Origin of the sequence: Enterobacter sp. BIDMC 30 (genome assembly GCF_000534355.1) — a bacterium.
Classification (GTDB): Bacteria; Pseudomonadota; Gammaproteobacteria; order Enterobacterales; family Enterobacteriaceae; genus Enterobacter; species Enterobacter ludwigii.
The window spans coordinates 3,911,708-3,926,154 of record NZ_KI973169.1 but is presented as its reverse complement, the minus strand read 5'-3'; the positions used below and the strand labels follow the sequence as shown (position 1 = coordinate 3,926,154).

Here is a 14,447-nt window from a genome sequence, read left to right as displayed (position 1 = left end):
GGCTGAAAAAAGTAACAGTCAGGCGCTAAAAGACCATAACAGTTGACTCCCCGTCACTTTACAGCCGTTTAATGATTGTTGCCGGATTGCCGCCGACGACGACATTCGCCGGGACGTCTTTCGTTACGATAGCGCCGGAGGCCACCACCACATTATCACCCAGCGTAACGCCCGGGTTAATAACCGCACGTCCGCCAATCCAGACGTTGTTGCCGATGGTCACCGGCTTGCCAAACTCCACGCCGCTATTACGCGCGTCGGCGTCCAGCGGATGGGTTGCCGTGTAAATATGCACCCCTGGCGCGAGCATGCAGTTGTCGCCAATATGTATCGGGCAGACATCCAGCATCACGCAATCGAAATTGGCGTAAAATTCTTTGCCCAGATAAATGTTATATCCATAGTCACAGCGGAAGCTCGGCTCAATATAGGCCCCTTCGCTTTGCCCGAGGAGTTCCGCCAGAATGTTCTGGCGTTCGAGTTTCTCATCAGGTGCAGTGTGGTTATAACGGTGAACCAGGTGTCGGGCGCGTAATCGGTCGGCCCGTAATGTTTCATCACCAGGGCGGTAATGTTCACCTGCAATCATCTTCTGCTTTTCTATGCTCATTGGGAACCTCACTGGTCGTCTTTACCGTAGGGTAATCGGAACAGGATAACAAGGGAACGTTCCCGGAAAATCACTGTGACTATAATCACAATAATATTGCGGATGAGCACGTTTTACACGGAGACCTGCACTGGGGCAGGAGGGTATAGCCAGAAAGTTGAATACAGCTGAGAAAGTGGCGTAGAACCTCTACAGACACACTTCAAAGATTAACGGACAAATCTCCACACGGACGTTGGGATTTTGTCATACAGCTTATTCATGGTCAGTTCAGCAAGACGGTGGTCAGCCGCTGAATAAAATACCGCCAGTTCATTATCAGAAAGCTCGTATTTATTCTTTTCAATTACACGTTCAAGCGTGTCTATTGACTGACAGCGTCGCAAACGCATCAAATAATCGATTTTTGTGAGTGGTTTTTCAGACATAAATTTACCTTACTAATTGTAATAATTTTAACAGGAAAGACTAACGGGGTTAGCTCTGCTCACGTTGATGAAGCAACGAAATAGTCGGTTGCCCGATTTACGCCATTTCTGCAAATCTTGCGCATTAATGCCGTAGCTGCTGAACAACATAAAGGTGTCATCCAGGTATTCATCAATTTGCTCAATCAGCTTATTATCTTCATTGTACTTAATTTTATAATTAAGTGCGAAGGTTGCAATATGCTCGATCAACTCGTTTAACTGTAAATTGATGGCAGACGTTGGGTCGTTTACCCAGCCATGGTTACTTTCATCAAGATTGGCAAGGCAGTCATGGTACAAGGATTCGCAGAGAAATTTCAACTGCGCGATATCATGCCTTTTTGGCGAGTACTCGTCCATAGCGCATCCCCTTCTGAGTGATTTCTTACTCACCGAACATCATGTCGGGATGGATACAACATACTTAGCCGCACGGGTGCTGTGTTCCTGATAACTCTAACTATAATCCACTCTGATCAAGATTTCACCGCGCTATTACGAAAAATTACAAATAAAAGCACTGACTGCGAGCCTTTACGCAAATGTGCCTTCAGAACTAAACATTTTTATCCAGATTAACGCGGAACTTTTTTCGCTCCCTTACGTTTCATTGGCTTAGCGTAAACAATCCTAAGATGTCCAAATCCGGAGTTCTCTTTGTCTGAAGATATGGTTAGGAATATTCCTAATCACTTAAGCAGGGAAATGAAATTAAAAAAATCCTGAATTCACCGATTACGTTATCACTTAATTATGATATGTCATTTTAGGCGGCAGGAAATAAATAGAAGCACAATAAGCCTATTTTATGATTTTTTTCTGAAAAAGAAAAAGGCCGCTAATGCGGCCTTTTTATCATGTGAAACCGGTATCAGTGCGGTTCTACCGAATGACTGTGCTCAATATCTTCATTCTTGCGGCTAAAGCGGCGGCGAACCACCACGAAGAATACCGGAACGAAGAAGATAGCAAGTACGGTTGCGGTAACCATACCCCCCATAACGCCTGTACCGACGGCGTTCTGTGCACCGGAACCCGCACCGGTACTGATAACCAGCGGCATTACCCCGAGGATAAATGCCAGCGATGTCATCAGGATTGGGCGCAGACGCATACGCACCGCGTCAAGGGTCGCCTCAATCAGGCCTTTACCTTCTTTCTCCATCAGATCTTTGGCGAATTCAACGATAAGTATCGCGTTCTTCGCCGACAAGCCAATGGTTGTCAGCAGGCCCACCTGGAAGTACACGTCGTTGGTTAATCCACGGAACGTTGCCGCAAGCAGCGCACCGATAACCCCCAGTGGCACCACCAGCATAACGGAGAACGGAATCGACCAGCTCTCATACAGTGCCGCCAGACACAGGAAGACCACAATCAGTGAAATGGCGTACAGGGCAGGGGCCTGGTTACCGGACAGACGTTCCTGGTAGGACATACCGGTCCAGTCATAGCCGATACCCGCAGGCAGTTTACCTGCCAGCTCTTCCATCAGGTTCATGGCTTCACCGGTGCTTCGGCCTGGTGCGGCCTGACCCAGGATCTCCATGGATGGCAGCCCGTTATAACGTTCCAGACGCGGCGAACCGTATTCCCAATGCGACGTAGAGAAGGATGAGAACGGCACCATCTGACCGTTGTTGCCGCGAACGTACCAGTTGTTGATATCGTTCGGTAACATACGGTATTGCGCTTCTGACATCACGTACACTTTTTTCACACGACCACGGTCGATGAAGTCGTTAACGTAGCTACCGCCCCAGGCCGCGCCCAGCGTGGTATTGATGTCACTGATGGAAACGCCCAGTGCCTGTGCTTTCTCCTGATCGATGTCGATTTTGTACTGAGGCGTATCTTCCAGACCGTTAGGACGCACGCCGACCAGAAGGTCAGGGTGTTTCGCCACTTCACCGAACAACTGGTTACGTGCCTGCGTCAGTTTTTCATGACCCAGACCGCCCTGGTCAATCAGCTGGAAGTCGAAACCTGTCGCTGTCCCCAGTTCAACAATCGCTGGCAGGTTAAAGGCGAAGACCATCGCATCTTTAATCTGTGAGAACGTGCCCATTGCACGGCCAGTAATCGCCTCAACTTTGTTCTCTTCGCCCGGACGTTCTGACCAGTCTTTCAGAGAAACGAAGGCAATACCGGTGTTCTGACCACGACCCGCAAAGCCAAAGCCGTTAACCGCAAACACGGATTCAACGTTGGCTTTCTCTTTGGTGAGGTAGTAATCCGTCACTTCATCCAGCACCTTCTGGGTACGTTCTTGCGAGGCACCCGCCGGCAGCTGTGCCATCGTCAGGAACACGCCCTGGTCTTCATCTGGCAGGAACGAGCTTGGCAGACGAACGAACAGATAGGCCATACCCACCACGATGATGATATAGAGCAGCAGGTAACGACCGGTGCTGCGCAGGATGTTACCCACGCTATCGGTGTAGTGATGCGTGCTCTTATCAAACATGCGGTTAAACCAGCCGAAGAACCCTTTATGCTCGCCGTGACCGCCTTTCTGAACAGGTTTCAGCATGGTGGCACACAGTGCAGGCGTCAGGATCAATGCAACCAGTACCGACAGCGCCATCGCCGAGACAATGGTGATGGAGAACTGACGGTAAATTGCACCGGTTGAGCCGCCGAAGAAGGCCATCGGGATAAATACCGCAGACAGTACCATCGCGATACCGACCAGCGCGCCCTGGATCTGGCCCATGGATTTACGGGTTGCTTCCTTCGGCGGTAGACCTTCTTCCGCCATGACACGCTCGACGTTTTCTACCACCACGATGGCGTCATCCACAAGCAAGCCGATGGCGAGCACCATCCCGAACATCGTCAGGGTGTTTATCGAGTAGCCAAAGATGGCCAGTATGGCGAAGGTCCCGAGCAATACGACCGGTACGGCGATGGTTGGGATCAGCGTCGCGCGGAAGTTTTGCAGGAACAGATACATGACCAGGAATACCAGGATGATCGCTTCTGCCAGGGTTTTAACCACTTCGTGAATCGAGATTTTGACGAACGGCGTGGTGTCATACGGATAAACGATCTTCAGGCCGGACGGGAAGAACGGCTCCATCTTCTTCAGTTCCGCACGGATAGCCGTTGCGGTGTCCAGGGCGTTAGCACCTGTCGCCAGTTTGATCCCGAGACCGGAAGCCGGCTTGCCGTTAAACTTCGCAATGATGTCGTAGTTTTCGCCACCCAGTTCCACTTTCGCCACGTCGCGCAGACGAACCTGCGAACCGTCCTGATTCACCTTCAGCAGAATTTTGCTGAACTCATCGGCGGAGGTCAGACGGGTCTGTGCGATGATCGAGGCGTTAAGCTGCTGGCCTTTCACCGGCGGGGTACCGCCTAACTGACCGGCGGCAACCTGGGCGTTCTGCGCTTTGATGGCGTTGATCACGTCCACCGGCGTCAGCTGGAAGTTGTTCAGTTTGTTCGGATCCATCCAGATACGCATCGCGTACTGAGAACCGAACAGCTGAACGTCACCCACGCCAGACGTACGGCTGATGGCGTCCTTCATGTTGGCGCCCACGTAGTCGGAAATATCTTCCTGCGTCATGGTGCCGTTGGTGTTGATAACGCCAACAACCATCAGGAAGCTACTGGACGATTTCTCGACGCTCACACCCTGCTGTTGTACTTCTTGTGGCAGCAACGGCATGGCGAGCTGCAGTTTGTTCTGGACCTGAACCTGCGCGATGTCAGCATCAGTACCTGACTGGAAGGTCAGGGTGATCTGTACCGTACCGGTTGAGTCACTGTTTGAGGACATGTACATCAGGTTATCGATACCGTTCATGTTCTGTTCGATAACCTGTGTCACGGTGTCCTGCACCGTTTTTGCATCAGCCCCGGGGTAGGTTGCGGAAATTGTTACCGCCGGTGGCGCAATCGTTGGATATTGCGCGACAGGCAGCTTCAGGATCGCAAGTCCCCCAGCCAGCATGATGATTATGGCGATCACCCATGCAAATATGGGGCGATCGATAAAGAAATTAGGCATGTCTTAACGGCTCCTGTTTAAGTTAAGACTTGGTTTGTTCTGACTGGCCAGCGGCCGAAGCTTGTTGTTTATCGTCAGATTTCACTTCCTGTGCTTTGACCTGCGCGCCAGGACGAACTTTTTGCAAACCAGTAATAATCACGCGATCGCCATCTTTCAGACCTTCCGTCACCAGCCATTTATCGCCAATCGCCTGCGTGGCAGTGATGTTGCGCGTTTCGACTTTGTCATCAGCCCCGACAACCAGTGCACTCGCGTCGCCACGTGGCGTACGGGTGACACCCTGCTGAGGCACCAGAAGTGCGGTTGGGTTGGTGCCTTCTTCCAGACGCGCGCGAACGAACATACCAGGTAAGAGTGTCTTATCCGGGTTCGGGAAAATCGCACGTAAGGTGATGGAACCGGTAGTTTGGTCGACCGTCACATCGGAGAATTCCAGTGTGCCTGCCTGCGGGAACTTGATACCGTCATTGGTCACGAGCTCCACTTTGGCTTTACCGTTTTCCTGCTTCAGCGTGCCGTTTGCCAGCTCTTGTTTCAGGCGCAGGAAATCGTTGCTGGACTGGGTCACGTCAACGTAAATCGGATCAAGCTGCTGCACGGTGGCCAACGCGTTGGTCTGACCGTTCTGCACCAGCGCCCCTTCCGTGACGGAAGATTTACCGATGCGACCGCTGATTGGGGAGGTCACTTTGGTATAGGCGAGGTTGATACGCGCTGTTTCCACTGCAGCTTTCGCGGCAATCACGGCGGCGTTGGTCTGCTGTGCATCAGACAGGGCAGTGTCATAATCCTGTTGACTGATGTACTTGGTACCGAGCAGTTTTTTGTAACGGTTCAGCGTCAGTTGGGAGATTTTGGCTGCAGCTTCTGCTTTCGCCAGATCGCCTTTCGCGCTCTCATAGGAGGCCTGGTAGGTTGCCGGATCAATCTGATACAGAGACTCGCCAGCTTTCACTTCACCACCCTCGGTGAAGTTACGTTTCAGGATGATACCACTCACCTGAGGACGCACTTCTGCGATGCGGTATGCGCTGGTACGGCCCGGTAATTCTGTCGTTATCTGGAGAGGTTCGGACTTGAGCGTCACCACGCCAACTTCTGGCACCTGCTGAGCTCCTTGTTGAGCCTGTTTGTCGTCACATCCTGTTAGCGCTAAGCTGCCTGAGAGCATCAGAACGACCGCCAGAGGCGTTAACCCTCTGTTTTTGTTCATATGTAAACCTCGAGTGTCCGATTTCAAATTGATCAATGGTCCTGAATCCAAAAACCCATTGCTGCGTTTATATTATCGTCATGCTATGGTACATACATTCACAAATGTATGTAAATCTGACTCCTGTAAATTCACTAACGTATGGCACGAAAAACCAAACAACAAGCGCTTGAAACCCGACAACACATTCTGGATGTGGCTATGCGTTTGTTTTCTCAGCAGGGTGTTTCGTCAACCTCGCTGGCGCAGATTGCTCAGGCCGCGGGCGTCACGCGGGGAGCGATTTACTGGCATTTTAAAGACAAGACAGATCTGTTCAGTGAAATCTGGCAACTCTCAGAGTCCAGCATTAGCGATCTTGAGACTGAGTATCGGGCAAAATTCCCCGAGGATCCACTCTCAGTATTAAGAGAAATATTAGTATATATCCTTGAAGCAACGGTAGTTGAAGAACGTCGTAGGTTAATGATGGAAATCATCTACCATAAATGCGAGTTGGTCGGAGAGATGGCGGTCGTCCAGCAGGCGCAGCGCAGCCTGTGTCTGGAAAGCTACGATCGCATTGAACAGGTCCTCACCCAGTGCATGCAGGCGAACCAGCTGCCGGCGACGTTAATGACCCGACGGGCGGCAGTCCTGATGCGCAGTTATATTTCCGGCCTGATGGAAAATTGGCTTTTCGCCCCGGACTCCTTTGACCTGAAGAACGAAGCCCGCAGCTATGTCGCTATTTTCCTGGAGATGTGCCAGCTCTCCCCGACGCTGCATGGCAAGTCAGGCTCGCTAACAGCCTGACACGATTCCAGGATTTCTCTTAGAGGCTCACGTTCGCGCTATTCTGCTTCAGGCGAGCGTGATATCCTGCACGCCGGACTATTTTCGGTCATCTTCTGACATCATTCACAACTATGCTGCACACCAATCGCTCGCAACATCCTGTTCTTGTATTTTTATTGGCGACGCTGTTTTTCTTCGCAACGGCACCGCTTTCCTGGGCCCGCGCCGATAACAACAATGACATCCCTTCACGCAGTGATGTTCAGTCGCAACTCGACACCCTGAATAAACAAAAAGACCTCTCTGCTCTGGATAAGCTCGTTCAGCAGGATCTGACGGAGACGCTGGAAACGCTTGATAAAATTGAGCGTGTTAAAGCGGAAACCACACAGCTTCGGCAGAAAGTGGCGCAGGCGCCTGAAAACATGCGTAAGGCCACGGAATCGCTGAATGCCCTGAGCGATGTGGATAATGACGACGAAACCCGTAAAACGCTCGCGACCCTGTCATTGCGTCAGCTGGAATCGCGCGTCGCACAGCTGCTCGACGATCTGCAAACGGCGCAGTCCGATCTCGGTACGTACAACAGCCAGCTTGTCTCCCTGCAAACCCAGCCCGAGCGCGTGCAAAATGCGATGTACGCCGCCTCTCAGCAGCTGCAGCAGATCCGCAACCGTCTGAACGGTACGTCGGTTGGCGAAGGCACCCTGCGCCCAACGCAGCAAACGCTGCTGCTGGTGCAGCAGGCCTTACTGAATGCGCAAATCGAACAGCAGCGTAAAAGCCTGGAAGGGAATACGGTGCTGCAGGATACGCTCCAGAAGCAGCGCGACTACGTAACGGCGAACATTAATCGTCTGGAACATCAGCTTCAGCTGTTGCAGGAGGCGGTTAACAGTAAGCGCCTTACGCTGACGGAGAAAACGGCTCAGGAAGCCGTATCACCGGACGAAACTGCCCGCATTCAGGCGAACCCGCTGGTGAAACAGGAACTCGAGGCTAACCATCAGCTGAGCCAGCGCCTGATACTGGCAACAGAAAGCGGAAACTCGCTGGTTCAGCAAAATATCAGAGTGAAAAACTGGCTGGACCGCGCGCTGCAGGCTGAACGCAACATTAAAGAGCAGATTGCGGTTCTGAAAGGCAGCCTGCTGCTGTCGCGTATTCTCTACCAGCAACAGCAGACGCTGCCGTCCGCCGATGAGCTCGAGGACATGACCAACCGCATTGCGGATTTGCGTCTGGAACAATTCGATGTGAACCAGCAGCGCGACGCCCTTTTCCAGAGCGATACGTTTGTCGCCAAATTGGAAGAGGGCCATTCCAGTGAAGTGAACCCGGAAGTTCACGACGCCCTGCTGCAGGTTGTGGATATGCGCCGCGAGCTGCTCGACCAGCTCAACAAACAGCTCGGCAACCAGCTGATGATGGCGATTAACCTGCAGATCAACCAGCAACAGCTGGTGAGCGTGTCGAAAAGTCTGCAGGAGATCCTGACCCAGCAGATTTTCTGGGTTAACAGCAACAAGCCGATGGACTGGGACTGGATCAAATCCTTCCCTGAAACGCTGAAGGCGCAGATTAAGAGCATGAAAATCACCGTAAACTGGGAGAAAGCCTGGCCTGCGGTGATGATTGCCTTTCTGGCGGGGCTCCCGCTGCTGCTGATTGCCGGCCTGATCCGCTGGCGTCTGGGCTGGCTGAAGAAATACCAGGATAAGCTGGCGTCTGAAGTGGGGCAACTGCGTAACGACAGTCAGCTGCACACGCCAAAAGCGATTCTGATCGATCTGATCCGCGCGCTGCCGGTCTGCCTGATTATTCTGGCGGTGGGGCTTATCCTGCTGACGATGCAGCTCAACATCAGCGACCTGCTGTGGGCGTTCAGTAAAAAACTGGCCCTGTTCTGGCTGGTGTTTGGTGTGTGCTGGAAAGTGCTGGAAAAAGACGGCGTTGCGGTGCGTCATTTCAACATGCCTGCGCAACTGACCAGCCACTGGCGTCGTCAGATTGTGCGCGTCAGCCTGGCGCTGTTGCCGCTGCACTTCTGGTCCGTTGTCGCTGAGCTGTCTCCGCTGCACCTGATGGACGATGTCATGGGCCAGCTGGTTATTTTGCTGAACCTGCTGCTCATTGCCATCCTGATGTGGCCGATGTGCCGCGACAGCTGGCGGGATAAAGAGTCTCACAACATTCGTCTGGCCACCGTGACGGTACTGGCGATTATTCCGCTGGCACTGATGGTGCTCACGGCGACGGGGTACTTCTATACCACGTTGCGCCTGTCCGGACGCTGGATTGAAACCGTCTATCTGGTGATCGTCTGGAACCTGCTCTATCAGACCGTACTGCGCGGCCTGAGCGTGGCGGCTCGCCGCATCGCTTATCGTCGTGCCATCGCGCGTCGCCAGCATCAGGTAAAAGAGGGGGCCGAAGGCGCGGAGCCACAGGAAGAGCCAACCATTGCGCTGGAGCAGGTTAACCAGCAGACACTGCGTATCACCATGCTGGTGATGATCGCGCTGTTTGCGGTGATGTTCTGGGCGATCTGGTCTGATTTAATCACCGTCTTCGCCTACCTCGACAGTATCACCCTCTGGCAATACAACGGCACCGAAGCGGGCGCCGCGGTAATGAAAAGCGTGACCATGGGCAGCCTGCTCTTTGCCCTGGTGTCGTCAGTGGTAGCCTGGGCGTTGATTCGAAACCTGCCAGGCCTGCTTGAAGTGCTGGTGCTGTCGCGTCTGAACCTGCGTCAGGGGGCGTCGTATGCCATTACCACCATCCTCAACTACGTCATTATTATTGTCGGGGCGATGACGGTCTTTGGATCGCTTGGCGTCTCGTGGGATAAGCTTCAGTGGCTGGCGGCCGCGCTCTCTGTCGGTCTCGGTTTTGGCTTGCAGGAGATCTTCGGTAACTTTGTTTCCGGCCTGATCATCCTGTTCGAACGTCCGGTGCGTATCGGTGATACCGTCACCATCGGCACCTTCTCGGGAACGGTCAGCAAGATCCGTATTCGTGCCACCACCATCACCGACTTCGATCGCAAAGAGGTGATCATCCCGAACAAAGCGTTCGTCACCGAGCGACTGATCAACTGGTCGCTCTCCGACACCACAACGCGCGTCGTCATTCGACTGGGCGTAGCCTACGGCTCCGATCTGGATAAAGTGAAAGAGGTGTTGTTAAAAGCCGCGAAATCGCATCCTAAGGTGATGCACGAGCCCGCCCCAGATGTGTTCTTCACCACCTTTGGGCCGAGCACGCTGGATCACGAGCTGCGGTTATACGTGCGTGAGCTGCGCGATCGCAGCTACACCGTGGATGAGCTGAACCGCACTATCGATCGTCTGTGCCGTGAAAACAACATTAACATCGCCTTCAACCAGCTTGAAGTTCACCTGCGTAACGAGAAAGGTGATGAGCATACGGAAGTGAAGCGCGAGATTCAGGGTGACGATCCTACCCCGGCGTAATTCAGGTTCCCTCTCCCGGTGGGAGAGGGTCAGGGTGAAGGCGACTGGCCTTCGCCTTGCCTTCAAAATCCGTCTTCACTATCTCAAGGGCTTTCAGCACCGTCTGAGCAGGGATGTCATGATTCTCCAGCAGCATAATCAAATCGACGGCCAGTTTGACCTCATCGGGTGCATTTTCCAGTGACATTTACGGCTCCTGTTAACGGGTCAGACGTTCAATGACGCGTTCGATTTCATCCAGCGCCTGACGGCAACGAACGATGCGGCCCTCGAGGGCGCTAATCTCTCGCATTAATAACTGCTGCTCTTCCAGCGTCTCGCTTGCGTTCAGGCGCGTTTCCCGCTCCTGCTTCATCTCAAACAGACGGCGCGCAAACTCCTGGTTCTCCAGCCGCTTGCGCTGCCATTTACCGAGACCCGGCGACGCGCTGTCCCAGACGCGTAGCGGCCAGGCGGTCATTTCACGGTGCAGGGCGGTGATCTGCTCGGTGAGATGTTCCGCAAGCCAGGCGACCTGTTGCTGTTGATTGTTCTCAACCGCGTGGCGCAACTCATCAAGATTCATCTGCGCCTCATCAACATAATCCTGGATGCGCGTGCTGCGGGTACGAAAAAGCTGCCGGTCAAAGCGCGGCTTCAGCGTAGCATGCCCCATTAACGGCGTAGCCTGCGCGCGCAGGGTGGACAGCTGATTTTGCAGCGTCTCCAGAAGCAGGGCTGTTTTCAATACGCTCTCCAGTGGTAAAGTAGCCGTTCAGTTTGATAACGATTCGCATTATGCAGCGTACTATTTTAATCATCATTGGCTGGCTCGCGGTAGTGTTAGGCACGCTGGGCGTGGTTTTGCCCTTATTGCCCACCACACCTTTTATCCTGCTGGCAGCCTGGTGCTTCGCCCGTTCATCGCCGCGCTTTCACCACTGGCTGCTGTACCGCTCCTGGTTTGGCGGCTATTTGCGCCACTGGCAAAAACATCGGGCAATGCCGCCCGGTGCGAAGCCGCGTGCGATCGCGGTGATCCTGATTACCTTTGCCATTTCATTATGGCTGGTGAAAATGATGTGGGTGCGCATTCTGTTGCTGACGATCCTCGCCTGTCTGCTTTTCTTTATGTGGCGGATCCCCGTGGTTGATGAAAAGCAACAAAAGCACTGAAGCCTTATAATGGCTGTTGCAATTATTGCGCGCAGCCAGTAAATTCGACCGTTTTCGAGCACAGCTGCGCCTGGTCAAAGGTTAAACAATTGTTACCCTGGCCGACTCGTTGCGCGCTGTGAGTAACACTGTTTCATTTAGGCACAAACCGATGACCGCAACTGCACAGCAGCTTGAATATCTGAAAAACAGCATCAAAAGTATCCAGGACTATCCAAAGCCTGGCATTCTTTTCCGTGATGTCACCAGCTTGCTGGAAGACCCGAAAGCGTACGCGCTCAGCATTGAACTGCTGGTCGAGCGTTATAAAAACGCCGGGATCACCAAAGTAGTGGGTACCGAAGCCCGTGGATTCCTGTTTGGCGCGCCGGTCGCGCTGGCAATGGGTGTTGGCTTTGTGCCGGTGCGTAAACCGCGCAAACTGCCGCGTGAAACCATCGCAGAGAGCTACGAACTGGAGTACGGCACCGATCAGCTGGAAATCCACGTTGATGCGATCAAGCCTGGCGATAAAGTGCTGGTGGTTGACGATCTGCTGGCGACCGGCGGCACGATTGAAGCGACCGTGAAGCTGATCCGTCGTCTGGGTGGTGAAGTGACCGATGCGGCATTCATTATTAACCTGTTTGACCTGGGTGGCGAACAGCGCCTGGAAAAACAGGGCATTACCAGCTACAGCCTGGTGCCTTTCCCGGGTCATTAATCCCGGTTTTCACAACCTCGCTCAATGGGTGAGGTTGTGATAGCATTCCCCTCCATAAATTCACCTTCCAGCGTTGCAGAGCCTGCCCATGAGTTATCAGGTGTTAGCCCGTAAATGGCGACCACAAACCTTTGCTGACGTTGTCGGTCAGGAGCATGTGCTGACGGCCCTGGCGAACGGCTTGTCGCTAGGTCGCATCCATCACGCTTATCTTTTCTCCGGCACCCGCGGCGTCGGTAAGACCTCTATTGCCCGTTTGCTGGCAAAAGGTCTGAACTGCGAAACCGGGATCACCGCCACGCCGTGCGGCGTGTGTGACAACTGCCGTGAAATTGAGCAGGGGCGCTTTGTCGATCTGATTGAGATCGACGCCGCCTCGCGCACGAAAGTGGAAGATACCCGCGATCTGCTCGACAACGTGCAGTACGCGCCGGCGCGTGGCCGCTTCAAGGTCTACCTGATCGATGAAGTGCACATGCTGTCACGCCACAGTTTCAACGCCCTGCTGAAAACGCTGGAAGAGCCGCCCGCGCATGTGAAATTCCTGCTGGCGACCACCGATCCGCAAAAGCTGCCGGTCACTATTTTGTCGCGCTGCCTGCAGTTCCATCTGAAGGCGCTGGACGTCGAGCAGATTCGCGCTCAGCTTGAACATATTCTTGATGAAGAGAAGATTGTCCACGAACCGCGCGCCCTGCAGCTGCTGGCCCGCGCAGCAGACGGCAGCCTTCGTGATGCCTTAAGTCTCACCGACCAGGCGATTGCCAGCGGTGACGGTAAACTCTCGACCGACGCGGTCAGCACCATGCTCGGCACGCTGGATGACGATCAGGCGCTCTCTCTCATCGAAGCGATGATTGCCGCCAACGGTGAACGCGTCATGTCGCTGGTGAACGCCGCGGCTGCCCGGGGCATTGAATGGGAAGCGCTGCTGGTTGAGATGCTAAGTCTGCTGCACCGCGTGGCGATGCTGCAGCTTTCTCCGTCAGCCATCGGAGCCGATATGGCGGTTATTGAACACCGGATGCGTGAACTTGCGCGCACCGTCCCACCGGCTGACGTGCAGCTTTATTACCAGACGTTGCTGATTGGCCGCAAAGAGCTGCCGTTTGCACCGGATCCCCGGATGGGCGTTGAAATGACCCTGCTGCGTGCGCTGGCGTTCCATCCGCGCATGCCTCTGCCGGAGCCGGAAGTGCCCCGACAGTCTTTTGCTCCGGTCGCCCCCACTGCGGTGATGTCGCCTCAGCAGGTGCCACCGCAGCCGACGGCTCCCCCGCAGCAGAACGTACCGCTGCCGGAGGCCACCAGTTCGGTGCTTGCCGCACGAAGCCAGTTGCAACGTGCTCAGGGAGCAACCAAACCAAAAAAGAGTGAACCGGCAGCGCCAGGAAGAGCGCGGCCGGTGAACAACGCCGCGCTTGAACGACTGGCTTCGGTTACGGAGCGCGTTCAGTCGCGCCCTGCACCGTCCGCGCTCGAGCAAAAAGCCCCGGTGAAAGAAGAGGCTTACCGCTGGAAGGCAACGACCCTCGTTGAAGAGGTGAAAGAAGAAGTTGCCACACCGAAAGCGCTAAAAAAGGCGCTGGAGCATGAAAAAACACCTGAGCTTTCCGCGAAACTTGCCGAAGAGTCTATTGAGCGTGACGCGTGGGCCGCAGAGGTCAGTAAACTGCAGTTGCCGAAGCTGGTTGAGCAGGTCGCGCTGAATGCCTGGAAAGAGCAGGACGGTCATCAGGTACGTTTACACCTGCGACCGGGTCAGCGGCACCTGAATTCCCCTGGCGCGCAAAAAGCGCTGGCCGAGGCGCTCACCGCATTACACGGTGCACCGGTTGAATTGACTATCATTGAAGATGATAATCCGGCGGTGCGAACGCCACTGGAATGGCGTCAGGCGATTTATGAAGAGAAGCTCGCGCAGGCGCGCGAGTCGATTATCGCGGATAACAATATCCAGACTCTGCGCCGGTTCTTCGACGCCGATCTGGATGAAGAGAGTATTCGCCCCATTTGATC

At 54.0% G+C, this 14,447-nt stretch carries 12 protein-coding genes and 1 other annotated feature; of the genes, 5 read left to right on the top strand and 7 right to left on the bottom strand.

The window, feature by feature from the left end; translation table 11 throughout:
- Nucleotides 1–58: 58 nt before the first annotated feature.
- From maa to acrA, 5 genes are all read right to left on the bottom strand, one after another.
- Nucleotides 59–610, bottom strand: coding sequence for a maltose O-acetyltransferase (gene maa, locus L466_RS03950; protein ID WP_020885188.1), 552 nt, complete (start codon nt 608–610; stop codon nt 59–61).
- Between the two features lie 209 nt (nt 611–819).
- Nucleotides 820–1,038 (bottom strand): HHA domain-containing protein, encoded by a 219-nt coding sequence (locus tag L466_RS03955; RefSeq protein ID WP_014168902.1) that lies wholly within the window; start codon nt 1,036–1,038, stop codon nt 820–822.
- A gap of 27 nt (nt 1,039–1,065) precedes the next feature.
- Nucleotides 1,066–1,440, bottom strand: a complete 375-nt coding sequence (tomB, locus tag L466_RS03960; protein WP_020885187.1) for an Hha toxicity modulator TomB — start codon at nt 1,438–1,440, stop codon at nt 1,066–1,068.
- A gap of 511 nt (nt 1,441–1,951) precedes the next feature.
- Nucleotides 1,952–5,098 (bottom strand): multidrug efflux RND transporter permease subunit AcrB, encoded by a 3,147-nt coding sequence (acrB, locus tag L466_RS03965; RefSeq protein WP_014168904.1) that lies wholly within the window; start codon nt 5,096–5,098, stop codon nt 1,952–1,954.
- A 22-nt stretch (nt 5,099–5,120) separates the two neighbouring features.
- On the bottom strand, nt 5,121–6,314 hold the full coding sequence (acrA, locus tag L466_RS03970; RefSeq protein ID WP_020885186.1) for a multidrug efflux RND transporter periplasmic adaptor subunit AcrA: 1,194 nt from the start codon (nt 6,312–6,314) through the stop codon (nt 5,121–5,123).
- A 141-nt stretch (nt 6,315–6,455) separates the two neighbouring features.
- Between acrA and acrR the strand changes: the two genes are divergently transcribed.
- Together acrR and mscK are read left to right on the top strand one after the other, a co-directional pair.
- A complete protein-coding gene (gene acrR, locus L466_RS03975) occupies nt 6,456–7,109 on the top strand; it encodes a multidrug efflux transporter transcriptional repressor AcrR (RefSeq protein WP_014168906.1) in 654 nt (217 codons plus the stop codon).
- Nucleotides 7,110–7,222: 113 nt separating this feature from the next.
- Nucleotides 7,223–10,570, top strand: a complete 3,348-nt coding sequence (mscK, locus tag L466_RS03980) for a mechanosensitive channel MscK (RefSeq protein WP_014168907.1) — start codon at nt 7,223–7,225, stop codon at nt 10,568–10,570.
- Between the two features lies 1 nt (nt 10,571).
- Here mscK and rsmS read toward each other — a convergent pair whose 3' ends face one another.
- Together rsmS and priC are read right to left on the bottom strand one after the other, a co-directional pair.
- Nucleotides 10,572–10,757: a pleiotropic regulatory protein RsmS gene (gene rsmS / locus L466_RS03985; protein WP_032681547.1), complete on the bottom strand. Its 186-nt coding sequence runs from the start codon at nt 10,755–10,757 to the stop codon at nt 10,572–10,574.
- 12 nt (nt 10,758–10,769) lie between these two features.
- On the bottom strand, nt 10,770–11,297 hold the full coding sequence (gene priC / locus L466_RS03990; protein ID WP_032681546.1) for a primosomal replication protein N'': 528 nt from the start codon (nt 11,295–11,297) through the stop codon (nt 10,770–10,772).
- Between the two features lie 50 nt (nt 11,298–11,347).
- On the opposite strand from priC, the gene L466_RS03995 reads away from it, so the two are divergent.
- The 3 genes from L466_RS03995 to dnaX all read left to right on the top strand — a co-directional run bounded on the left by L466_RS03995 (nt 11,348) and on the right by dnaX (nt 14,445).
- Nucleotides 11,348–11,725, top strand: a complete 378-nt coding sequence (locus L466_RS03995) for a DUF454 family protein (RefSeq protein WP_020885182.1) — start codon at nt 11,348–11,350, stop codon at nt 11,723–11,725.
- A 151-nt stretch (nt 11,726–11,876) separates the two neighbouring features.
- Nucleotides 11,877–12,428: an adenine phosphoribosyltransferase gene (gene apt / locus L466_RS04000; protein ID WP_000127359.1), complete on the top strand. Its 552-nt coding sequence runs from the start codon at nt 11,877–11,879 to the stop codon at nt 12,426–12,428.
- Nucleotides 12,429–12,516: 88 nt separating this feature from the next.
- Entirely contained in the window at nt 12,517–14,445 is a 1,929-nt protein-coding gene (gene dnaX, locus L466_RS04005) for a DNA polymerase III subunit gamma/tau (RefSeq protein WP_020885181.1), read from the top strand.
- Nucleotides 13,775–13,839, top strand: a sequence feature (DnaX frameshifting element). Its footprint overlaps the gene before it by 65 nt.
- Nucleotides 14,446–14,447: the final 2 nt, after the last annotated feature.

What these genes read in the sequence shown, in the direction of transcription:
- tomB (WP_020885187.1), bottom strand. Translation starts at nt 1,440, where the DNA reads ATGGACGAGTACTCGCCAAAAAGGCATGATATCGCGCAGTTGAAATTT.
- apt (WP_000127359.1), top strand. Translation starts at nt 11,877, where the DNA reads ATGACCGCAACTGCACAGCAGCTTGAATATCTGAAAAACAGCATCAAA.
- acrB (WP_014168904.1), bottom strand. Translation starts at nt 5,098, where the DNA reads ATGCCTAATTTCTTTATCGATCGCCCCATATTTGCATGGGTGATCGCC.
- dnaX (WP_020885181.1), top strand. Translation starts at nt 12,517, where the DNA reads ATGAGTTATCAGGTGTTAGCCCGTAAATGGCGACCACAAACCTTTGCT.
- L466_RS03955 (WP_014168902.1), bottom strand. Translation starts at nt 1,038, where the DNA reads ATGTCTGAAAAACCACTCACAAAAATCGATTATTTGATGCGTTTGCGA.
- maa (WP_020885188.1), bottom strand. Translation starts at nt 610, where the DNA reads ATGAGCATAGAAAAGCAGAAGATGATTGCAGGTGAACATTACCGCCCT.
- mscK (WP_014168907.1), top strand. Translation starts at nt 7,223, where the DNA reads ATGCTGCACACCAATCGCTCGCAACATCCTGTTCTTGTATTTTTATTG.
- acrR (WP_014168906.1), top strand. Translation starts at nt 6,456, where the DNA reads ATGGCACGAAAAACCAAACAACAAGCGCTTGAAACCCGACAACACATT.
- rsmS (WP_032681547.1), bottom strand. Translation starts at nt 10,757, where the DNA reads ATGTCACTGGAAAATGCACCCGATGAGGTCAAACTGGCCGTCGATTTG.
- acrA (WP_020885186.1), bottom strand. Translation starts at nt 6,314, where the DNA reads ATGAACAAAAACAGAGGGTTAACGCCTCTGGCGGTCGTTCTGATGCTC.
- L466_RS03995 (WP_020885182.1), top strand. Translation starts at nt 11,348, where the DNA reads ATGCAGCGTACTATTTTAATCATCATTGGCTGGCTCGCGGTAGTGTTA.